Source organism: Nitratireductor sp. GCM10026969 (assembly GCF_042660605.1).
GTDB lineage: Bacteria > Pseudomonadota > Alphaproteobacteria > Rhizobiales > Rhizobiaceae > Chelativorans.
This window is the reverse complement of record NZ_JBHSUM010000079.1, coordinates 1-19,302: the sequence shown is the minus strand read 5'-3', so window position 1 is coordinate 19,302 and position 19,302 is coordinate 1. Positions and strand designations below refer to the sequence as shown.

Below are 19,302 nucleotides of genomic sequence, written 5' to 3'. Positions count from 1 at the left end.
ACGGGCTCGCCATCGTGCGCATCGACCGCGCGGCGGAGGCGCGGCAGGCAGGGACCCAGGTCCTGGCCGGCACGGTGCCGGTGACGCTCAGGGTGCCGGCCTATGCGGGCTTTTCGCTCGACGGGACAGACGAGACGGGTACGGCCTGATGGCGGTGGAACCCGCAGGCGCAGCGCGCGCCTGGCAGCGCATGCTCTCGGGACGGCGGCTCGACCTTCTCGACCCGTCTCCGCTCGACATTGAAATCACCGATATCGCCCACGGGCTGGCGCGGGTGGCGCGCTGGAACGGGCAGACGGAGGGCGATCATGCCTTCTCCGTGGCGCAGCACTCGCTGCTGGTCGAGGAGATCTTCCGGCGTCTGAACGGCGATGCCGGGCCTGACTGGTCCATGGCGGCGTTGCTGCACGATGCGCCGGAGTATGTCATCGGCGACATGATCTCGCCTTTCAAGGCGACGCTGGGCGACGACTACAAATCCGTTGAGCAGCGACTGCAGCGGGCCATTCACCTGCGCTTCGCCCTGCCGCCCGAAACGCCGGCGAAGCTCTTCAAGGCGATCAAGCGCGCCGACCGCATCGCCGCTTTCTTCGAGGCGACGCGGCTTGCCGGCTTCAAGGACGGCGAGGCCGCCCGCTTCTTCGGCCGTCCGCGCGGCTTTCCGCCCGAGGCGCTGGAATTGGCGCCGCAACCGGCACGGCGCGCGCAACGCGCGTTCCTCGCCCGCTTTCATGTCTTGGAAAGGCTGCGCGCCAAGGGGTGAGCGTTTCACACACTCCCTCATTCCGAAATCCGAAGCGATAAGCGCAAGCTGCCTCAGAGGTGATGAAGGCACAGATACATGTTCACCGCCCCTGGCGCTCCAGGCGATCGACGAACCAGCGGGTGAGCCGGCGCCAGACCTCATCCCTTTCACCCGAATCCTCGCAGCCATGGTCGAGATTCGGGTTGTCGTTGACCTCGATCACATAGATGCCGTCGGCGGTTTCCTTGAGGTCGACGCCGTAGAGCCCGCCACCGATGCAGCGTGCCGCGCGCACGGCAATGTCGACCACCTCCAGCGGCGCCTCCTGCAGGGTGAAGGCGCGAAAGCCGCCCTCGTCGGGTTTGCCCCGGCGCTCATGATTGACGATCTGCCAGTGCTTCTTGGCCATGAGGTACTGGACCGCGAACAGCGGCTCGCCGCCCAGAACGCCGATGCGCCAGTCGAACTCTGTGGGCAGGAACTTCTGCGCGATCAGGAGATCCGAACCCTCCAGCCAGCGCGTGGCGAGCGCCTTGAGCTCGGCGAGGTTCTCCGCCTTCTTGACGCCGCGCGAAAAGGCGCTGTCGGGGATCTTCAGGACCAGCGGAAAGCCCAGCGTGTCGGCCGCCCGCTCCAGATCGCCGGGTCCGGTGATCATGACCGTCGGAGGGACCGGCACCCGGTTAAAGAGCATCAACTCGTTGAGATAGACCTTGTTGGTGCAGCGGATCATCGACAAGGGATCGTCGATGACCGGCATGCCTTCCTGCTCCGCACGGCGTGCGAAGCGGTAGGTATGGTTGGAAATGGAGGTCGTCTCGCGAATGAAGAGCGCATCGTAGTTGGCGAGCCTGGGCAGGTCCTTCCGGCTGATGGGCTCGACCTCCACGCCCATTTTCTCCGCAATGCGCGACCAGTGCCTGAGCGAGCCGACCGTGGAGGGCGGCAGCTCCTCCTGCGGATCGATGAGCGTGGCGAAGGTGTAGCGGGCCGGCGCGCGGGTCTTCCTGTCGCGCCATTGGCGACTGGTATAGGCCTCCAGGCCGGCGATGAAGCGGCTCTTCTCCTCGGCCTTTATCCGGGCGAGCGGCAGAAAGCCGATCCTGCGGATCGTCGCCCATTCCCCCTCGGCGATCGCCACCTCGAGCGCCGGCGCGCGGAACCAGTCGAAGAGAAGCCGGGCGAAGCGGTCCCAGGCCTTGTTCGGGCCGATGCCGAAGAAGATCGACACGACGGGCGGAAATGCGCCGCCGATCTCCTTGCGGCAGCGGTTGAGCACCTGCTCGAGTTCGGGAAGCGCATTCTCGTAAAGCTTTCGCGCCGACAGATCGATCATGGTCTCCACGGACGGGATCACCTTGTGCCCGCGCGAGCTGGCAAGCAGCGAGGCATAATAGCCGCGGCTTTGATAGGCGTAGCTGTTGGACAGGTTGATGACCTTCGGCCGCTGCCCGCGAAAAAGCGCCGGGTGCGCGAGATAGTCGCGGCTGGTGATGACCTTGTGCGGGGTGGCCGCCTGGTCGAGATCGCCCTGCCTTCCGGTGAGAATGACCCAGCTCATGTGTCGCTCTGCTCCCCCAGGCTTTTTTCGAAACGCAGCGCCGCCGCTCCGTCCTGATAATAATCCGGAACCCTGTCCCTGCGGCGATAGCCGGCGTGCTCGTAAAGCCCGATCGCACGCGCATTGTCCTCCCGTACCTCCAGGCGCAGCGCGCGGCATCCGCGCGCCGATGCAGCGTCCTCCGCCGCATCGAGAAGCATGCGGCCATAACCGAAGGATCTATACGCCGGTGCAACCGCCAGCGAATAGAGGCGCGCCGTCCTGCCGCCCTTGCGGTAGAGCACCAGCGCATAGCCGGCCGGCGCATCCTGCCGGGTGGCGACGATCAGCGAAACCGTGCCGCTTTTCAGCAGCCGGCGAAAGGAACGACGGGACAAGCGGTCGGTCTCGAAAACGGCGTTCTCGATCGACGAAAGCGCATCCAGATCAGTGATGCGGGCCGGACGGATGTCGGCACTCATGAGGACAAAGTTCACCCCGATATCTTGCCGATTTCATATCATTACAGTGGACGGCGTGCAGCGGAAATTCGCGCCGGGGGATCAATACTTTGTTCGTTTCTCTCACCTAAGCTTGCGGGCCGGGCCGACCTGCGGGCGTCAGGCGTTCACGCGCATGCAAAACCGCCTGAAATCGGCCGGAGCGGGCTGATGCCTGCCTCTGCGGGAGTATCTCGGCTGCAGGAACAAGGACCTTGGCCGAGGGAAATGCTCGCGACACGGAACTGACAAGCGAACGGGTAATGGCGACGACGGCGGAGATGATGACGACAGCGGAAGCAATACTACTTGAAATCAGCGAGTTCGCCGTCACCTATGCCTTCTCGATTCTGGGTGCCGTCATCCTCATCGTGGCCGGCTACATCGTGGCCGGGGCACTGGAGCGCTGGGCCAGCAGCGCACTGGGCCGGTTCCCCTCCTTCGACGAGACGTTGCGCCGCTTTCTGTCGAAGATCGTTCGGTATGTCGTCCTGGTGCTGGTGGGCGTCACGGTCCTGGCACAGTTCGGGGTGCAAACCGCCAGCATCATCGCCGCCCTCGGCGCGGTGGGCCTTGCCGTGGGACTGGCGCTGCAGGGGACGCTGCAGAACATCGCGGCCGGCATCATGCTTCTGGTCCTCAAGCCCTTCCGGGTGGGAGAATATGTGGACGCCGGCGGGATCGCCGGAACGATCGAGGAAATCGGGCTTTTCGCCACGGAAATGAAGACGGCCGACGGACTTTACGTCCTGGCGCCGAACAGTGAGCTGTGGAACAAGGCGGTCACCAACTATTCGCGCAACGCGATCCGCCGCTACGATCTGGAAATCGGCATCAGCTACAGCGACGACATTGAACTTGCGCAGCAGACCCTGATGGAACTGGCCACGAATGACAAGCGGATCCTGGCGGTGCCGGAGGTGGAAACCTTCGTCGAGCGGCTCGGCGACAGCGCCGTCGTGGTGATGCTGCGCTACTGGACCGCGACGACGGACTTCTGGCCGACGCGGTTCGATCTCACCAAGGCTGCGAAGCAGGCGTTCGATGCAAAGGGCATCTCCATTCCCTTCCCCCAGCGCGACATCCACTTTCTGCCCTCGGATCTGCCCGAGCCGGCAAGGCGCGGCGGCAATCCGACGATTGCATCCTGACGGGTAAAATCCATCGTGGACGGCAAGGCATAAGGATTTGCAGCGCCGAACGCGTCATTTCGGGCGAACGCATGACGGCCGCGCTTCATCCGTAACGCCCGGGATGAACCCGGGCAGACCTTCGACCTGCCAGGGCAACGCCCTTCCCTGACCCTACCCTTGGCAGAGTGGATGCATCAGGGCGCCAAGCTGAATTATCAAAATTATTGAATGAAACGGGCATTCCAATTCGCTTTAATTATCCAAAGATTCGGCTATTTTCTTCCCATCATCACGAGGACATACCCATGGCCGAAACTGCGCCCGCCCGCTCCGCCAGCGCACCCTTTCCCTGGCTCATCGTCATCAGCGGCTGCATCATCGCCGCCATGACCTTCGGTCCCCGTTCGGCCATGGGCTTCTTCCAGCTTCCCATGCTGGAGGAAACGGGCTGGGACCGCACGACCTTCGGCCTGGCGATGGCCATCCAGAACCTTCTATGGGGGGTCGGCCAGCCGGTCTTCGGCGCCATTGCCGACCGGTTCGGGACCTGGCGCGTGCTTGCTCTTTCCGGCCTCATCTACGCGGCGGGTCTCATCCTGATGGCCACTGCCGACAGCCCGGCGATGCTGCATATCGGCGGCGGCGTTCTGGTCGGGCTCGGGGTGGCGGCGGGGTCCTTCTCGATCGTGCTGGCGGCTTTCGCGCGCAACGTACCAGAGGAAAGCCGCAGCCTCGTCTTCGGGATCGGCACGGCGGCGGGTTCTGCCGGCATGTTCCTTTTCGCGCCGATCAGCCAGGGACTGATCGACGCCTATGGCTGGTCGGACACGCTGGTCTATCTCGGCATCGCCATGCTGATCGTGCCGGTACTGGCCATCCCGCTCGTCGGCAACGCCAAGAGCGGCAGGGTGCGCCAGGCCGAATTCGAGCAAACCTTCGGCGGGGCCCTGCGCGAGGCGTTCGCCCACCGCAGCTTCGTGCTGCTCGTCTCCGGCTTCTTCGTCTGCGGCTTTCAGGTGGCCTTCATCACTGCGCACTTCCCCGCCTATCTCGGCGATATCGGCATCGACGCGCGCTACGCGGTGATCGCGCTGGCGCTGATCGGCTTCTTCAACATCATCGGCTCGCTCGCCTCCGGCTTCATCGGACAGCGCTATCCCAAGGCCACGTTCCTGGCGCTCATCTATGTGGGGCGTTCGATCGCCGTCACGGCCTTCCTCCTCCTGCCGCAGACGCCGACCAGCGTGATCGTCTTCGCCATCGTGATGGGTCTCTTGTGGCTGTCGACCGTGCCACCGACCAACGCATTGGTGGCGGTCATGTTCGGCACGCGCTATCTCGGCATGCTGGGCGGCATCGTGTTTTTCTCGCACCAGGTCGGCTCGTTCCTCGGAGTCTGGCTCGGCGGTTATCTTTATGACCGCTTCGGCTCCTACGACGCGGTGTGGTGGCTCGGAGTGGCCCTCGGCATCTTCGCGGCGATCGTCCATTGGCCGATTCAGGAGAAGCCCGTGGACAGACCCGCCCTTGCGGCGGCGGAATAGCGGGCGCCGCAATTCTGTCATCACACTGCAACAGCGATTTGGTTTAGCCTGCCTCGTACAAGTACCCACCAGGAGGCAGGCATGAACGAGCACGTCGATCCCAAGGGAATCAAATCGCCGGCGCATATCCGCGAAGAGTCGGAGGATGTCGGGCGTAACCGCAGCGCCAACCCGACCATGGGCGACATCATCAACCGCCGTTATTCCCGGCGCGGCTTCCTCGGCGGTTCTCTCGCCGTGGCGGCGATCGGCGCAACGGTCAGCCCGATGGCGCTTCTCGCCGCGCGCGAGGCCGAGGCCGCGACCCCGTCAAGCTTCGACTTCACCGAGGTGGAAGCCGGCGTGGACGAGACGCACCACGTCGCGGAAGGCTACGACGCGGACGTTCTCCTGCGCTGGGGTGACAAGGTCTTTGCGGATTCGCCGGAGTTCGATCCTCAGAACCAGACGGCGGAAAAACAGGCTCGTCAGTTCGGCTACAACAACGACTATATCGGCTTCATCCCGATCGAAGGCGCCGACGACCGCGGCATTCTTGTGGTCAACCACGAGTACACCAATGCGGAGCTGATGTTCCCGAACTTCGCCACCGTCGAGGACGGCGAGGTGAAACTCGGTGAATACACCAAGGAACTGGTCGACATCGAGATCGCCGCCCACGGCGGCACCATCATCGAGATCCGAAAGGTGGACGGCAAGTGGCAGCCGGCGCTCGACAGCCGCTACAACCGCCGCATCACCGGTGAGACGGAGACCAGTCTTTCCGGGCCCGTGGCCGGCCACGACCGGGTGAAGACCAATGCCGATCCTTCCGGCACCAAGGTGTTCGGCACTCTCAACAATTGCGCCGGCGGCCTCACCCCCTGGGGCACCTATCTGCTGGCGGAGGAGAACTTCCACGGCTATTTCGGCGGCGAATTGCCGGGAGGCCACCGCGAGACGGAAAACTACCAGCGCATCGGGGTGCCCGGCGGCTGGTATGAATGGGCCGCCTTCCACGACCGCTTCGACATCTCCAAGGAGCCGAACGAGGCCAACCGCTTCGGCTGGATCGTCGAGGTCGACCCGATGGATCCGAACGCCGTGCCGAAAAAGCGCACCGCGCTCGGCCGTTTCAAGCATGAAGGCTGCGAAACGGTGGTCAACGGTGACGGCCGCGTGGTGGGCTATTCGGGCGACGACGAGCGCTTCGACTATGTCTACAAATTCGTCACCGCCGGCACCTTCAACCCGGACGACCGCGCAGCCAATGCGGACCTCCTCGACGATGGCACGCTCCACGTGGCCCGTTTCGACGAGGACGGCACCGTGGAATGGATGCCACTCGTCCATGGCGAGGGGCCGCTGACGGCGGAAAACGGGTTCGAGAGCCAGGCCGACGTTCTGATCGAGACCCGGCGCGCCGCCGACCTTCTCGGCGCCACCAAGATGGACCGGCCCGAGGACGTTCAGCCCAATCCGACGACGGGCAAGGTCTACGTGATGCTGACCAACAACACCAAGCGCACGGAAGACGATTTGAACGCGGCCAATCCGCGGGCGGAGAATGCGTTCGGGCATATCATCGAGATCACCGAGACCGACGGCGATTTCGCCTCCACCAGGTCGACCTGGGAGGTTCTCGTCAAGTGCGGCGATCCTTCCGTGGCGGAAGTGGGCGCGACATTCTCGCCCGCAACCAGCGAAAACGGCTGGTTCGGCATGCCCGACAACGCCGCCGTCGACGCGGATGGTCGGCTCTGGATCTCCACCGATGGCAACAGCCGTGACAAGACCGGCCGCACGGACGGGCTTTGGGCCCTGGAAACGGAAGGCGAGGCACGGGGCACGTCCAAGCTGTTCTTCCGCGTGCCGGTCGGTGCCGAGATGTGCGGCCCCTACTTCACGCCTGACGCCGAGACGCTGTTCCTGGCGGTACAACATCCGGGCGAGGAAGGTGCGGCGACCTTCGAAGATCCCGCCACGCGCTGGCCGGACTTCGACGAAACCCTCCCGGTGCGGCCGTCGGTCGTCGTCGTGACCAGGCAGGGCGGCGGCAAGATCGCGACGTCCTGAAGCGCGACGGTGCGCTTTTCGCCGCGGGGATCAAACAGCCCCGCGGCTCTCATCCTGGTCAGGCGCTTCTCCGCCGTGCGTCTGCTTGCCGGAAAGGCTGCGCTTCACCGCGGCAACGAACCCGCCCCGCGCCTCGGGCTCGGTGAGCCCTCGCGGCTCGTAGACGTGGCGGTGCAGGAAAAATCCGGTGAGCGCAAAAGCCTGGGCAAGCGCCTCGGTGTCGTCCGCCCCGCCGCCTTCGGGTTGGAGAAAGGCCGGCAGGGGCAAAAGCCTATCGGCCCACGGCTCGCCTGCTTCCCGCGTGACCGCTCTGCCGGACTTCGGCGAGACATAGGCGAGATCCCGGCGGTTGCCCGTCAGCGCACATTGCGCAAGATCGAGCCCAAAGCCCAGTTCCTCCAGCACCGCCAGTTCGTAACGAGCCAGCAGCGGGCCGGCCATGGCCGGATCCTCCAGATGTCCGGTGACGACGGACAGCATCTCGAACAGGCCCGGATGCGGGTCGCGCTCGGGCAGGAGGCGCAGATGGGCGGCAAGCGTCTGGATACCGTAAATGGCGATGCCTGAAGCGAACAGACGCGCGGCATTCAGTTCGAGCGGCTCGACCTGGAACATACCCAGATGCTCGTCCAGTCTGGCGCGCCAGACGAGGTCCGCCCGGTTGCCGGGCTGGAGAACCGGCTGCATGCGGCGCGCCCGTCCGCCGCGCACCAAGCCCAGGTGCCTGCCGTGGGCGCGTGTCATCACCTCCAGTATGACGCTCGTCTCGCCATGCCGTCGGGTGCCGAGGATAATGCCTTCGTCACGCCATTCCATGGAACGGTTTTCGACCTGTCAATGCGGGAATTCAAGCCCCATCTCGCGGTAGCGCTCTGGGTCGTCGCTCCAGTTCTCGCGCACCTTGACGAACAGGAACAGGTGCACCGGCTGCTCGAGAATCTGCGCCAGATCCTCGCGTGCCGCCTGGCCGATGGCGCGGATCGCCGCGCCCTTGCGGCCGAGCACGATCTTCTTCTGGCTTTCGCGCTCGACATAGATCACCTGCTCGATGCGCACCGAGCCGTCCTTCCGCTCCTCCCATTTCTCGGTCTCGACATGGGTGGAATAGGGAAGCTCCTGATGCAGCCTGAGATAGAGCTTTTCGCGCGTGATCTCGGCCGCGAGCTGGCGCATGGGCAGGTCGGAAATCTGATCCTCGGGATAGTACCAGGGCCCTTCTGGCAGGCTTTCGGCAAGATGGTCGAGAAGATCGTCGCAGCCGGAGCCGGTCAGCGCGGAGATCATGAAGGTGCGCTCGAAGGTGGCGCGCTTGTTGGCCTCGTCGGCCAGGGCCAGAAGCGACTCGCGCTTCACGCGGTCGATCTTGTTCAGGATCAGCACCTTTGGCTGTCGCACGCCGGCGAGACCTTCCAGGATGGCCTCCGAATCGCCTTTGATGCCACGTTCGGCGTCGATGATGACGGCGATGATGTCGGCATCCCTTGCACCACCCCAGGCCGTCGTCACCATGGCGCGGTCAAGGCGGCGGCGCGGGCGGAAGATGCCGGGCGTATCGACGAACACGATCTGCGCGTTGCGGTGAATGGCGATGCCGCGCACGAGCGCTCGGGTGGTCTGCACCTTATGGGTGACGATGGACACCTTGGCGCCGACCAGCCGGTTGAGCAGGGTCGATTTTCCCGCGTTGGTGGCGCCGATCAGCGCGACGAAGCCGGAATGCGTGCGGTCATTGCCGTTTTCCAGCCCTTCGGCGGCCTTGCTCATGATGATGTCTCGTCCAGCGGTTGCCAAACGCCTTCGCGCACCAGAACCTCGGTCGCGGCCGCCTGTTCCGCCTCGCGCTTGGAGCGTCCGCGCCCGCGGCCTTCCGTGAAGCCGCCGATGTGCACGGCGACGGTGAAGACGGGATCGTGGTCGGGACCGTCCCTGCCCTCCACCCGATATTCCGGCGTCGCGCCGGAGACCTGGTGCGCCCATTCCTGCAGCGCCGTCTTGGGATCGCTGCGCGCCGCGCCCGCCGCTTTCGACCGTTCGGTCCAATGGGCGCGAATGAAGCCGCGCGCCGCATCGAGGCCGCCTTCGAGATATACCACGGCGATGAGTGCCTCCATCACATCGGCGCGCATGTTGACCTGTTTCCGTGCCGCCAGAGAACGGACGTCACTGCCGGTGAGGATGAGGTCCGACAACCCCAACTCGTCGGTGATCTCGGCAAGTGTCTCCGCGTTCACGAGTGCGTTGAGGCGCACCGAAAGCTCTCCCTCGGGCGCCTCGGGGAAGGTCTCGTAGAGCAGATCGGCGATCACGAGGCCCAGGACGCGATCGCCGAGAAACTCGAGCCGCTGATAGTCCGCCCCGGCCCGCGCGCTGGAGTGGGTCAGTGCGCTTTCCAGGAGAGCGACGTCCCGGAAGGCGATGCCGATACGCTGATGCACGGCTTGCGCCAGTAGCTCTCCCGTCAATCGTTTGCCTGCCATGGCGCTGCCGTCAATCGACCCAGGTGAAGAAGCGTGACGGGCGCAACTCGGACGGCCATTCCCAGATCTCCAGCGGGCTGTAGCCGCCGGCGATCGAGAAGAAGATGATGTTGGCACGGCCGACGAGGTTCTCCGCCGGCACGAAGCCGACATTGAAGCGGCTGTCGGTGGAATTGTCGCGATTGTCGCCCATCATGAAGTAATGACCTTCCGGGACGACGAATTCACGCGTGTCGTCGCCGATGGAATTGGGCGACAGGTCGAGCGTATCGTAGGAAACGCCGTTCGGAAGCGTCTCGCGATAGACGTCGACGGGCCGCGACATCTCGGTAACGTCGGGGTTATCGATCTGGCCCACGAGTTCACGCGCAACCGGCTCGTCGTTGATGTAGAGCTGGCCCTCGCGCACCTGAATCCGGTCGCCCGGCAGGCCGATGACGCGCTTGATGTAGTCGAGCGAGGGATTGGGCGGGAACTTGAACACCACCACATCGCCCCGCTCCGGCTCGGATCCCCACAGGCGGCCGGAGAAGATCGGCGGTGAGAAGGGCAGCGAGTGGCGCGAGTAACCGTAGGCCCATTTGGTGACGAAGAGATAGTCGCCTTCCAGAAGCGTCGGCCGCATCGAACCCGAGGGAATGGAAAAGGGCTGGAAGAAGAGTGTGCGAATGACAAGCGCCAGGAGCAGGGCCTGGATGACTACACTGATCGTCTCGCCAAGCCCGCCTGATTTCTTCTGAGATTTATCGGCCACGCTCATGTCGTCCTCGGTTCGTGTCGCGGGCCGGCAGGTTGGCGACCCATTCTCGCGCTTCGTCTTATCGGCTCACACCGAGCGTCGCAATGCGGCAGATCTGCGCCGTCTCCCCTCGCTTCATCATAGCTGCTTTACCGCCTCGATGATGACGAAAGCCTGCGCAAGGGGGTAATCATCGGTGATGGTCACGTGGATATGCGCCTTGAAGCCTTGCGGCATGAGAGCCTCCAGCCGCCTGGCCGCGCCACCGGTGAGTTCCATGGTCGGCTTTCCGCCCGGCAAATTCACCACTCCCATATCGCGCCAGAAGACACCGCGCGACAGTCCCGTGCCCAGTGCTTTCGCACAGGCTTCCTTGGCGGCGAAGCGCTTTGCATAGGATGCCGCGCGCGCGTGGCGGCGGTCCGACTTGGCGCGCTCCACGTCGGTGAAGACGCGCAGGGTGAACCGCTCGCCGTGGCGGGCAAGGGTTTTTTCGATGCGCCTGATGTCGATCAGGTCGCTGCCCAGTCCGATAATCATCAGCCTGCCGTGACGTTGGCGTTGACGGATTGCGCCGAGGCGCGACGGCGCGCCCTCTCCGCAAGGCGCTTTCTGCGCTGCTCTCGGAAGGCAATCACCGACCAGCGCGTCAGGACATAAAAGATCAGCGCCACCGCCAGCCCCAGCGGGAGCGCTCCGATGGCCATGGGCTTGAGAAACGGCTGCCAGAGCTTGGTGAATTCCATGTGCCACAAAAAGTGTCCGAGATGCATAGGCGCCACGTCGCCCGGATGTCGGCCGTAGAGGATGAGCTGGCCCAGCTTGAATGTAGCACCCCAGATGAAGGGAAAGGTTAGCGGATTGCCGACCGCCGTGCCGATGGCCGAGGCAATCAGATTGCCACCGATAAGCCAGGCAAGGCCGGCGGCAATCAGGAAGTGGAACCCGAGGAAAGGTGTCAAGGAAGCGAAGGCGCCCGCGGCTATCCCTGCGGCGATTGCATGCGGTGTCGCACGCAGCCTCAGCGTGCGTTTCGCGAAATACTGCGTCGAGCGCCAGAATGAGCGCCGGGGCCACACCAGTGTCCGCGCACGCTCCCACCAATCCGCGCTTTTCCTGCGTTTAAACAGCATTCGACAGAACTATACCTTGCACCGGCGACCGGCGCCTCGAAAACGCACGATACCCCCATGCCCTTAACGAGCTCTTCCGCCCAGACGATCCAGAGGGTTTGTCCACCTATGTAATCATCCAGCAGTCGGGAGCAAAGAAATACGGCATATTCAGGCGGTTCTGCGCGACGATTTCTCCACACCACGCGATAGGCCGAACATGGGCAGAAATGAGGCCGATCCGTCCGGCCGGCCGCCGGATCACTTCAGCGCTTCACGAAGGCGGTGAAATAATCCAATGCGTCGAACTTACGCAATTCCGGACGGAAAACCGGCGCCACCCTTGCCGGAGTTGCCTACCCATTGACGCGGTGCGCGTCGCTCACACAGCCCGTCTCCTTGAGCTGTGAGATCAGACGGCCGAGATGCTTCAGGTCCCACACCTCGAGATCGAAGATCATCTCGGTGAAATCGGGTGCCGTGCGTGCCATCGACAGCGTGTGGATATTGGCGTCGTTGGAGGCGATGAGCTGGGCGATTTCGGCCAGCGAGCCAGGCTCGTTGATGGCCGTGATGGACAGGCGCGCGGGAAAGCGCTCCTTCATGTTCTCGTCTATATCCCAGCGAACGTCTATCCAGCGCTCGGGCTGATCATCGAAGGCGGTGAGCGCCGGCGACTGGATGGGATAGATCGTGATGCCGGATCCGGGCTGCAAGATGCCGACGATGCGGTCGCCGGGCACGGCGCCCTCCGGGGCGAAACGCACCGGCAGGTCGCCGGATACACCGCGGATGGGCAGCGCGCCGTTCGCCTCGCCATCGCCCTGCGCGCCCTTGTTCTTGCGGTTGCGGCGCACCGAGCGCCCGGGAATCTGGAACAGCATGCCGGCCGCATTGCGCAGATTGAACCAGCCCTCCTCACGCGGCTTGGGGCTCTGGGTCACGCGTTCGTCCTTGTAGTCGGGGAAGACGGCATGCACCACATCCTGAGAGGATAGCTCGCCGCGCCCGACGGCCGCCAGAACGTCCTCCACGTCCTTGCGCGCCAGCCGATGGAGCACCGGTTTCAGCGCGTCCTTGGAATAGGTCTTGCCGGCGCGCTCGAAGGCCCGTTCGACGATACGGCTCCCAAGTCCGGAATACTGCTTGCGAATGGCGTTCTTGGTCGCACGCCTGATCGCCGAGCGCGCCTTGCCGGTCACGACGACCGACTCCCAGGCGGCGGGCGGCACCTGCGCCTTGGAGCGGATGATCTCCACCTCATCGCCGTTCTTGAGCTCGGTCATCAGGGGCATGATGCGGCCGTTGACCTTTGCGCCCACGCAGGTATCCCCGACTTCGGTATGGACGGCATAGGCGAAATCGATCGGCGTGGCGCCGCGCGGCAGCGCGATCAGCCGGCCCTTCGGCGTGAAACAGAACACCTGGTCCTGGAACAGCTCCAGCTTGGTGTTTTCCAGGAAATCCTCGGGATTGTCGCCCTCCGACAGCGCCTCGATGGTGCGCCTCAGCCATGCATAGGCGTTGGTGTCCTTGGAGATCCGGTTGCCCGATCCGTTGGGCTTGGAGCCGAAATCCTTGTAGAGCGAGTGCGCGGCCACGCCGTATTCGGCGATGCTGTCCATTTCCTGCGTACGGATCTGCAATTCCACACGCTGCCGCGACGGGCCGACGATGGTGGTGTGGATCGAACGGTAGTCATTCTGCTTCGGAGTCGAGATGTAGTCCTTGAAGCGCCCCGGCACCATCGACCAGGCGGAATGGATCGCGCCCAGTGCGCGATAGCAGTCCTCCACCGTCCCGACGATCACCCGGAAGCCGAAAATGTCTGAGAGCTGTTCGAAGGACAGCGCCTTCGTTTCCATCTTGCGGAAGACGGACCAGGGCTTCTTCTGGCGGCTCTTGACGGTCGCGCTGATGGCGTTCTTCTCGAACAGGTGCTGGAGCGCCTGTTCGATTTCGACAATGACGCCGCGGTTGCGCTCCAGAAGCTCGGCAAGCCGCTCGGTGACGGTGTGGAAGGCCTCCGGATTGATGTAGCGGAAGGCGAGTTCCTCCAGCTCCTCGCGCATGTCCTGCATGCCCATGCGGCCAGCCAGCGGCGCGTAGATCTCCATCGTCTCCTCGGCGATCCTCAGCCGCTTGTGCACGGGTACGTGGTCGAGCGTGCGCATGTTGTGCAGGCGGTCGGCCAATTTGACGAGAAGAACCCGGACATCCTGGGAAATGGCGAGCAGGAGCTTGCGCAGGTTCTCCGCCTGGGCAGCCTTGGTGGAAACCAGATCGAGCCTTTTCAGCTTTGTGAGGCCTTCCACCAGGTTACCGATGTCCGCGCCGAAAAGCTCGTCAATCTCGGCGCGGGTTGCTGTGGTGTCCTCGATGGTGTCGTGCAGGAGAGCCACCGCGATGGTCGACTCATCGAGATGCAGTTCGGTGAGGATGGCGGCGACTTCGAGCGGATGGGAGAAATATGGGTCGCCGGAGGCCCGCTTCTGATGGCCATGCTTCTGCATGGCATAGACATAGGCCTTGTTGAGAAGCGCTTCATTGACGTCCGGCTTGTAGCGCTGGACGCGCTCCACAAGCTCGTACTGACGCATCATGTGCGGCTTCTCCCTACGCGCAGGAACGCGCCACCCCAAGCGGCGCGTTTCGGACAGTGCAGCGAAAAGATAAGCGGGAGCGTGCTGCGACGGAAGAGCGCAGCGTCAGCCGATCAGAAATCGTCGCTCTTCTCCGGCGGAACGAGCCCCTCGATGCCGGCAAGCAGTTCTTCCTCGCTCATGCGGTCGAAGGATGTCGCCTCCTCCTCCGGTGGCTGGGCGTCGACGGCCTCCTGGGCGGCGGGCTGCTCGGGGATCGCCGGCACATCCGCCTCGGGCTCGTCCACCTCCACATGCTTCTGCAGCGAGTGGATGAGCGCTTCCTTCAAATCGCCCGGAGACAAAGTTTCATCGGCGATCTCGCGCAGCGCCACGACCGGATTCTTGTCGTTGTCGCGGTCGATGGTGATCTGCTCACCCTGGGAGATCTGGCGGGCGCGATGACTGGCAAGAAGCACGAGATCGAAGCGGTTTTCGACCTTGTCGATGCAGTCTTCAACGGTGACACGGGCCATTGCTTGCCCCTTTCATGCATAAAACGTGCGGGAAACCTGCCGCGTCCATAGCTTTTCCGGCCGCGAAAGACAAGGCCGCGCGCGACACGAGGCCTGCCCCTCGACTCTCGCGGCGTGCACGGATGCTTGACGCGGCACAACGGAACGTTTTTGTTGGTTAGAACTTAATAAGCATTGGCATAAAAACAATAGCGCACTATGTCACGATTCAATGCACGTTTCGGCAAAGCTGAGCGTCTTCACCACTGACATTTTCCGCCCGGCTGATTGCCACGAAGGATATTAGTACCATGTTCGACCCTCGCGAAAAGATCGCCATGTTTATCGATGGCGCAAATCTTTACGCCACCTCACGCGCCCTCGGTTTCGACATCGACTACCGCAAGCTGTTGGCGAGCTTCCATAAGCGCGCCTATCTGCTGCGCGCCTACTACTACACAGCGCTGGTGGAGGACCAAGAATACTCCTCCATCCGCCCGCTCATCGACTGGCTGGATTACAACGGCTACAAGGTGGTGACCAAGCCGGCCAAGGAGTTCACCGATTCGGCCGGCCGCCGCAAGATCAAGGGCAACATGGACATCGAGCTGGCCATCGATGCCCTGGAACTCACGGATGTGGTCGATCACTACGTGCTGTTTTCCGGCGACGGCGATTTCCGCACGCTGGTCGAAGCGCTGCAGCGCAAGGGGCGCAAGGTGAGCATCGTCTCGACGATCCAGTCGCAGCCGCCCATGATCTCGGACGAGTTGCGCCGCCAGGCCGATACGTTCATCGACCTCGCCTCGCTTCAGGAAGAAGTCGGACGTGATCCGTCGGAGCGCCCGGTGCGCCGCGCCGACCCGGCTGAATTCAATCCAGCCGAGCCGGAATGAGCCTGACCGCCGAACCCCCGAAAGACTGCGCCCACTGTCCTCGTCTGAACGGCTTCATCGCCGACTGGCGCGCGCGCGAACCGGACTGGTTCAACGGCCCGGTGCCAACATTCATCCCCGCCGGCGGCGAGGGGGCCGTCCGACTGCTCGTGATTGGACTGGCTCCCGGCCTGCGTGGCGCAAACAGGACCGGCAGGCCCTTCACCGGGGATTTCGCCGGAACGCTGCTCTACGAGACGCTGATCCGTTTCGGCTTCGCGCGGGGCACCTTCGATGCGCGTCCCGACGACGGACTGGAACTGGTGGACGCGGCCGTGACCAACGCCGTGCGCTGCGTGCCGCCGGAAAACAAGCCGGTCGGTCAGGAGATCAGGACCTGCCGCGAAACCTTCCTGGTGCCGACACTCGCGCGTTTTTCCAATCTGCGCGCCGTCGTCACCCTCGGCCGCATCGCCCATGATTCCACCGTCCGAGCCCTGGGGCAGAAGCTGAAGGACGTGCCTTTCGCCCACGGCGCAGCACAGGACGCCGACGGCATCCGCGTCTTCTCGAGCTATCACTGCTCGCGCTACAACACGAACACGGGCGTGCTGACCGAGGCGATGTTCGTCGAGGTATTCCGGGCGGCAAGGGACTTCTTGGGAGAGTAGCGCCTCTCCTCTTTCTAGAGCGGTTCGCCGAGCTAACCCTTTTATTCCACGCAATTCCGGACGGAAGACCGGCTTCCACCTTCCTGGAATTGCTCTACCCCTTCTCCTTCAGCAGCCGGGCCTTCTCGCGGTCCCAGTCGCGCCGCTTCATCGTCTCGCGCTTGTCGTGCAGCTTCTTGCCGCGTGCGGTGGCGAGTTGCAGTTTGGCGATGCCGCGGTCGTTGAAGTAGAGCTTGAGCGGCACCATGGTCATGCCCTCGCGCTCGACCGCCTGCGCCAGCCGGGCCATCTCCCTCTTGGACAAGAGGAGCTTGCGGCGGCGGCGCGGCTCGTGATTGAAGCGGTTGCCGGCCGAATATTCGGGGATGTGCGCGTTGATCAGCCAGATCTCGCCGCCCTCCACCGAGGCGTAGGACTCCTGGATGTTGGCGTGGCCTTCTCGCAGCGACTTCACCTCCGTCCCGGTAAGCACGAGGCCGGCCTCGAGGCTGTCCATCACCTCGTAAGCAAACCGCGCCTTGCGGTTGTCGGCGATGGTCCTGATGTTCGGATTCTTTTCCTTTGCCATGCGAATAGAGATGCGTCCGACCGGCCGTCAGTTCAACAGGCCGGCGTGCTGCATCGCCGCGTCGATGTGCTCGGCGGTCGCCGCCTCCACCGTCACCAGCGGGGTGCGCAACGTGTTCTCCATGCGGCCGAGGCGTGAAAGCGCGTATTTGGCGCCGGCGGGGTTTGGCTCGATGAAGAGTGCCTTGTGCAGCGGCATCAGGCGGTCCTGAAGGATGATGGCGCGCTCGCGGTCGCCGTTGAGCGAGGCAGCCTGAAACTCGGCGCAGAGCCGCGGCGCCACGTTCGCCGTGACTGAAATGCAGCCCACCCCGCCATGGGCGTTGAAGCCCAATGCAGAGGCGTCCTCGCCGGAAAGCTGGATGAAGTCCGGCCCGCAGGCCGCCCGCTGCTCCGAGACGCGGTCGACCCTGGCCGTGGCGTCCTTGACGCCGACGATGTTGGAAAAATCGGCGGCGAGCCGGCCCATGGTCTCCGGCAGCATGTCGATGACCGAACGTGGCGGGATGTTGTAGATGATGATGGGCAGGCTCGTAGCGCGCGCCACGGCGGCGAAATGCGCGTAGAGCCCGCGCTGGTTGGGCTTGTTGTAGTAGGGAGTGACAACGAGGACGGCGTTTGCCCCGACCTTCTCGGCGTGCTCGACGAAGCCGATCGCCTCGCGCGTCGAGTTCGACCCGGCGCCGGCGATGACGGGCACGCGGCCATCGGCCGCCTCGACGCAGAGCCGGACCATCTCGCGATGCTCCTCGTGGGTGAGTGTCGGCGACTCGCCGGTGGTGCCGACCGGCACGAAGCCGGCGGTACCTTCCTCGATCTGCCATTCGACAAACGCGCGGAAAGCCTTTTTGTCCAGTCCTCCATCCGGTGCGAACGGCGTCACGAGCGCGGTGATGGAACCCCTGAACATGATCGAACTCCTCGGCTTTCCTTTTCGGGCGCGTTGCGGCGACCGCCAGCGGGTGCTTCTACCCGAAGATGAGGCGCGGCACCATAGTGTTGCCATGCTGGTGCCGCAAGAACCGCTTGGCGGATGCGTATTGGTACAAGCGGAGCCCTTGCGCCTTAACCTTTGAACAGCGACGCTTCCCTTTCCATAAGAGGGGAAGATGGCATTTGCGCAATCCGATGATGGTTGGGGAATGACCGGTTTCTTGAAGACGATGGCAGCGGTGGCAGCCTTGGCCATGGCGACGCTCGCGCCCGGAGCGGGAGCGGAGACGATCAGCCTGCCCGGCGAGGCGCCCGTCCCTGAGCCACGCCCCTTTGCGCCGCTGGACAAAGCGGCCACGGCCGCCACCTTCCCCTTTTCGGCCGGCGTTCTGAGGGAGGCGGGCAGCCTGGCGCTTCTCAAATCAGGCCTGGATGCGGTTTCGAGCGGCGACATCGAGGCCGCGCGGCGGGCACGCGATGCGCTTGAGGACGGCTCGCTCGACCGGCACATCATGGTCTGGGCAATCGCGCTGTCGGGCAGCCCGGCCGTCGGCAGTGCGGAAATCGCCAAGACGACACGCATGCTTGCCGGCTGGCCCGGAATGGCACGGCTGCGCGCCAACAGCGAACGCGCGCTCTATCGGGAAAAACCACCGCCGGGCGACGTACTGGCCGCCTTCGGCGAGGCCGATCCCACCACCTTCGAGGGCACGGTGGCGCTTGCCCGGGCGCATGTCGCGCGTGGCGAGGTGGAGGCCGCGCGCAAACTCCTCTCCCCGTTCTGGCGTACGGAGAAGCTGGAAGCGAGGAACGAGTCGACGTTCCTGAAGGAATTCGGACACCTGCTGCCCGCCTCCGTGCATCGCCACCGCATGGAGCGCATGCTCTATGAGGACCGGGTGCGCTCGGCCGAGCGCGTGGCCGGCCTTGCCGGCGGCGCGGCGCTCACCAAGGCCTGGGCGGCCGTGATCCGCAATGAGTCCAACGCCGGCAAGCTGCTCGATGCCGTGCCGGAAGACCAGCGCAGCGCGGGCTATCTCTTCGCAAAGGCGCGCTTTCTCCGGCGTAGCGGCAAGTTTCAGGAAGCCGCCGAGGCGATGCTTTCAGCGCCGGAGGATCCGGAAACGCTGATCGACCCGGACGAGTGGTGGTTCGAGCGCCGCGTGCTGTCGCGCGAGCTTCTGGACGTGGGCGAGCCCGAAACCGCCTATCGCATTGCCGCAAGCCATGCCGGCGGAAGCCCGGTCAGCCGGGCGGACGCGGCCTTCCACGCCGGCTGGTACGCCCTGCGCGGTCTCGACGATCCCGGCCGCG

Annotated in this window: 19 protein-coding genes and 1 pseudogene; 8 read left to right on the top strand and 12 right to left on the bottom strand. The window is 64.2% G+C overall.

What is annotated here, in order from left to right:
• The first annotated feature begins 148 nt into the window (after nucleotides 1–148).
• Entirely contained in the window at nucleotides 149–763 is a 615-nt protein-coding gene (locus tag ACFP9U_RS15720) for a YfbR-like 5'-deoxynucleotidase (protein WP_378622822.1), read from the top strand.
• Between the two features lie 82 nt (nucleotides 764–845).
• Here ACFP9U_RS15720 and ACFP9U_RS15715 read toward each other — a convergent pair whose 3' ends face one another.
• Complete coding sequence (locus ACFP9U_RS15715; protein WP_378622820.1) at nucleotides 846–2,306, bottom strand: RimK family protein; 1,461 nt, start codon at nucleotides 2,304–2,306, stop codon at nucleotides 846–848.
• On the bottom strand, nucleotides 2,303–2,782 hold the full coding sequence (locus ACFP9U_RS15710; RefSeq protein WP_378622817.1) for a GNAT family N-acetyltransferase: 480 nt from the start codon (nucleotides 2,780–2,782) through the stop codon (nucleotides 2,303–2,305). Before ACFP9U_RS15710 ends, ACFP9U_RS15715 begins: the two co-directional genes overlap by 4 nt.
• Nucleotides 2,783–3,069: 287 nt before the next feature.
• On the opposite strand from ACFP9U_RS15710, the gene ACFP9U_RS15705 reads away from it, so the two are divergent.
• The 3 genes from ACFP9U_RS15705 to ACFP9U_RS15695 all read left to right on the top strand — a co-directional run bounded on the left by ACFP9U_RS15705 (nucleotide 3,070) and on the right by ACFP9U_RS15695 (nucleotide 7,517).
• Nucleotides 3,070–3,936 (top strand): mechanosensitive ion channel family protein, encoded by an 867-nt coding sequence (locus ACFP9U_RS15705; protein ID WP_378622824.1) that lies wholly within the window; start codon nucleotides 3,070–3,072, stop codon nucleotides 3,934–3,936.
• A 287-nt stretch (nucleotides 3,937–4,223) separates the two neighbouring features.
• The gene (locus ACFP9U_RS15700; RefSeq protein WP_378622816.1) at nucleotides 4,224–5,462 is read left to right on the top strand and encodes an MFS transporter; all 1,239 of its coding nucleotides are present in this window, start codon (nucleotides 4,224–4,226) and stop codon (nucleotides 5,460–5,462) included.
• An 81-nt stretch (nucleotides 5,463–5,543) separates the two neighbouring features.
• A complete protein-coding gene (locus ACFP9U_RS15695) occupies nucleotides 5,544–7,517 on the top strand; it encodes a PhoX family protein (protein WP_378622814.1) in 1,974 nt (657 codons plus the stop codon).
• A 30-nt stretch (nucleotides 7,518–7,547) separates the two neighbouring features.
• On the opposite strand, the gene recO is transcribed toward ACFP9U_RS15695, so the two are convergent.
• The 8 genes from recO to rpoZ form a co-directional block, all read right to left on the bottom strand.
• The gene (gene recO, locus ACFP9U_RS15690; RefSeq protein WP_378622812.1) at nucleotides 7,548–8,333 is read right to left on the bottom strand and encodes a DNA repair protein RecO; all 786 of its coding nucleotides are present in this window, start codon (nucleotides 8,331–8,333) and stop codon (nucleotides 7,548–7,550) included.
• Between the two features lie 18 nt (nucleotides 8,334–8,351).
• A complete protein-coding gene (gene era / locus ACFP9U_RS15685) occupies nucleotides 8,352–9,281 on the bottom strand; it encodes a GTPase Era (protein ID WP_378622811.1) in 930 nt (309 codons plus the stop codon).
• Nucleotides 9,278–9,994 carry a ribonuclease III gene (gene rnc, locus ACFP9U_RS15680; RefSeq protein ID WP_378622809.1) on the bottom strand — a complete coding sequence of 239 codons (717 nt, stop codon included), beginning with the start codon at nucleotides 9,992–9,994 and terminating at the stop codon, nucleotides 9,278–9,280. The genes era and rnc overlap by 4 nt, the downstream gene beginning before the upstream one ends.
• Before the next feature lie 10 nt (nucleotides 9,995–10,004).
• The gene (gene lepB / locus ACFP9U_RS15675) at nucleotides 10,005–10,754 is read right to left on the bottom strand and encodes a signal peptidase I (protein ID WP_378622807.1); all 750 of its coding nucleotides are present in this window, start codon (nucleotides 10,752–10,754) and stop codon (nucleotides 10,005–10,007) included.
• A gap of 117 nt (nucleotides 10,755–10,871) precedes the next feature.
• The gene (gene acpS / locus ACFP9U_RS15670) at nucleotides 10,872–11,273 is read right to left on the bottom strand and encodes a holo-ACP synthase (RefSeq protein ID WP_378622806.1); all 402 of its coding nucleotides are present in this window, start codon (nucleotides 11,271–11,273) and stop codon (nucleotides 10,872–10,874) included.
• Complete coding sequence (locus tag ACFP9U_RS15665; RefSeq protein ID WP_378622804.1) at nucleotides 11,273–11,866, bottom strand: DUF2062 domain-containing protein; 594 nt, start codon at nucleotides 11,864–11,866, stop codon at nucleotides 11,273–11,275. The genes acpS and ACFP9U_RS15665 overlap by 1 nt, the downstream gene beginning before the upstream one ends.
• Nucleotides 11,867–12,201: 335 nt before the next feature.
• Entirely contained in the window at nucleotides 12,202–14,448 is a 2,247-nt protein-coding gene (locus ACFP9U_RS15660) for a RelA/SpoT family protein (RefSeq protein WP_378622803.1), read from the bottom strand.
• Nucleotides 14,449–14,561: 113 nt separating this feature from the next.
• The gene (rpoZ, locus tag ACFP9U_RS15655; RefSeq protein ID WP_378622801.1) at nucleotides 14,562–14,963 is read right to left on the bottom strand and encodes a DNA-directed RNA polymerase subunit omega; all 402 of its coding nucleotides are present in this window, start codon (nucleotides 14,961–14,963) and stop codon (nucleotides 14,562–14,564) included.
• Nucleotides 14,964–15,253: 290 nt separating this feature from the next.
• On the opposite strand from rpoZ, the gene ACFP9U_RS15650 reads away from it, so the two are divergent.
• Nucleotides 15,254–15,838, top strand: a complete 585-nt coding sequence (locus ACFP9U_RS15650; protein WP_378622800.1) for an NYN domain-containing protein — start codon at nucleotides 15,254–15,256, stop codon at nucleotides 15,836–15,838.
• Nucleotides 15,835–16,488 (top strand): uracil-DNA glycosylase, encoded by a 654-nt coding sequence (locus ACFP9U_RS15645; protein ID WP_378622798.1) that lies wholly within the window; start codon nucleotides 15,835–15,837, stop codon nucleotides 16,486–16,488. Before ACFP9U_RS15650 ends, ACFP9U_RS15645 begins: the two co-directional genes overlap by 4 nt.
• Before the next feature lie 94 nt (nucleotides 16,489–16,582).
• Here the strand turns inward: ACFP9U_RS15645 and smpB are convergent, their stop codons facing one another.
• Nucleotides 16,583–17,056, bottom strand: a complete 474-nt coding sequence (gene smpB, locus ACFP9U_RS15640) for an SsrA-binding protein SmpB (RefSeq protein ID WP_378622797.1) — start codon at nucleotides 17,054–17,056, stop codon at nucleotides 16,583–16,585.
• 27 nt (nucleotides 17,057–17,083) lie between these two features.
• Nucleotides 17,084–17,965: a 4-hydroxy-tetrahydrodipicolinate synthase gene (dapA, locus tag ACFP9U_RS15635; protein ID WP_378622795.1), complete on the bottom strand. Its 882-nt coding sequence runs from the start codon at nucleotides 17,963–17,965 to the stop codon at nucleotides 17,084–17,086.
• On the opposite strand from dapA, the gene ACFP9U_RS15630 reads away from it, so the two are divergent.
• Both ACFP9U_RS15630 and ACFP9U_RS15625 read left to right on the top strand, forming a co-directional pair.
• Nucleotides 17,964–18,131: a hypothetical protein gene (locus ACFP9U_RS15630; RefSeq protein ID WP_378622794.1), complete on the top strand. Its 168-nt coding sequence runs from the start codon at nucleotides 17,964–17,966 to the stop codon at nucleotides 18,129–18,131. The genes dapA and ACFP9U_RS15630 overlap by 2 nt on opposite strands.
• A 66-nt stretch (nucleotides 18,132–18,197) precedes the next feature.
• A pseudogene (locus ACFP9U_RS15625) lies at nucleotides 18,198–19,302 on the top strand (lytic transglycosylase domain-containing protein); the annotation flags it as partial.

Bases quoted from the DNA above. Each gene is read 5' to 3' on its own strand.
- ACFP9U_RS15720 (WP_378622822.1), top strand. From the start codon at position 149: ATGGCGGTGGAACCCGCAGGCGCAGCGCGCGCCTGGCAGCGCATGCTC.
- ACFP9U_RS15715 (WP_378622820.1), bottom strand. From the start codon at position 2,306: ATGAGCTGGGTCATTCTCACCGGAAGGCAGGGCGATCTCGACCAGGCG.
- ACFP9U_RS15705 (WP_378622824.1), top strand. From the start codon at position 3,070: ATGACGACAGCGGAAGCAATACTACTTGAAATCAGCGAGTTCGCCGTC.
- ACFP9U_RS15700 (WP_378622816.1), top strand. From the start codon at position 4,224: ATGGCCGAAACTGCGCCCGCCCGCTCCGCCAGCGCACCCTTTCCCTGG.
- ACFP9U_RS15695 (WP_378622814.1), top strand. From the start codon at position 5,544: ATGAACGAGCACGTCGATCCCAAGGGAATCAAATCGCCGGCGCATATC.
- recO (WP_378622812.1), bottom strand. From the start codon at position 8,333: ATGGAATGGCGTGACGAAGGCATTATCCTCGGCACCCGACGGCATGGC.
- era (WP_378622811.1), bottom strand. From the start codon at position 9,281: ATGAGCAAGGCCGCCGAAGGGCTGGAAAACGGCAATGACCGCACGCAT.
- rnc (WP_378622809.1), bottom strand. From the start codon at position 9,994: ATGGCAGGCAAACGATTGACGGGAGAGCTACTGGCGCAAGCCGTGCAT.
- lepB (WP_378622807.1), bottom strand. From the start codon at position 10,754: ATGAGCGTGGCCGATAAATCTCAGAAGAAATCAGGCGGGCTTGGCGAG.
- acpS (WP_378622806.1), bottom strand. From the start codon at position 11,273: ATGATTATCGGACTGGGCAGCGACCTGATCGACATCAGGCGCATCGAA.
- ACFP9U_RS15665 (WP_378622804.1), bottom strand. From the start codon at position 11,866: ATGCTGTTTAAACGCAGGAAAAGCGCGGATTGGTGGGAGCGTGCGCGG.
- ACFP9U_RS15660 (WP_378622803.1), bottom strand. From the start codon at position 14,448: ATGATGCGTCAGTACGAGCTTGTGGAGCGCGTCCAGCGCTACAAGCCG.
- rpoZ (WP_378622801.1), bottom strand. From the start codon at position 14,963: ATGGCCCGTGTCACCGTTGAAGACTGCATCGACAAGGTCGAAAACCGC.
- ACFP9U_RS15650 (WP_378622800.1), top strand. From the start codon at position 15,254: ATGTTCGACCCTCGCGAAAAGATCGCCATGTTTATCGATGGCGCAAAT.
- ACFP9U_RS15645 (WP_378622798.1), top strand. From the start codon at position 15,835: ATGAGCCTGACCGCCGAACCCCCGAAAGACTGCGCCCACTGTCCTCGT.
- smpB (WP_378622797.1), bottom strand. From the start codon at position 17,056: ATGGCAAAGGAAAAGAATCCGAACATCAGGACCATCGCCGACAACCGC.
- ACFP9U_RS15630 (WP_378622794.1), top strand. From the start codon at position 17,964: ATGATCGAACTCCTCGGCTTTCCTTTTCGGGCGCGTTGCGGCGACCGC.
- dapA (WP_378622795.1), bottom strand. From the start codon at position 17,965: ATGTTCAGGGGTTCCATCACCGCGCTCGTGACGCCGTTCGCACCGGAT.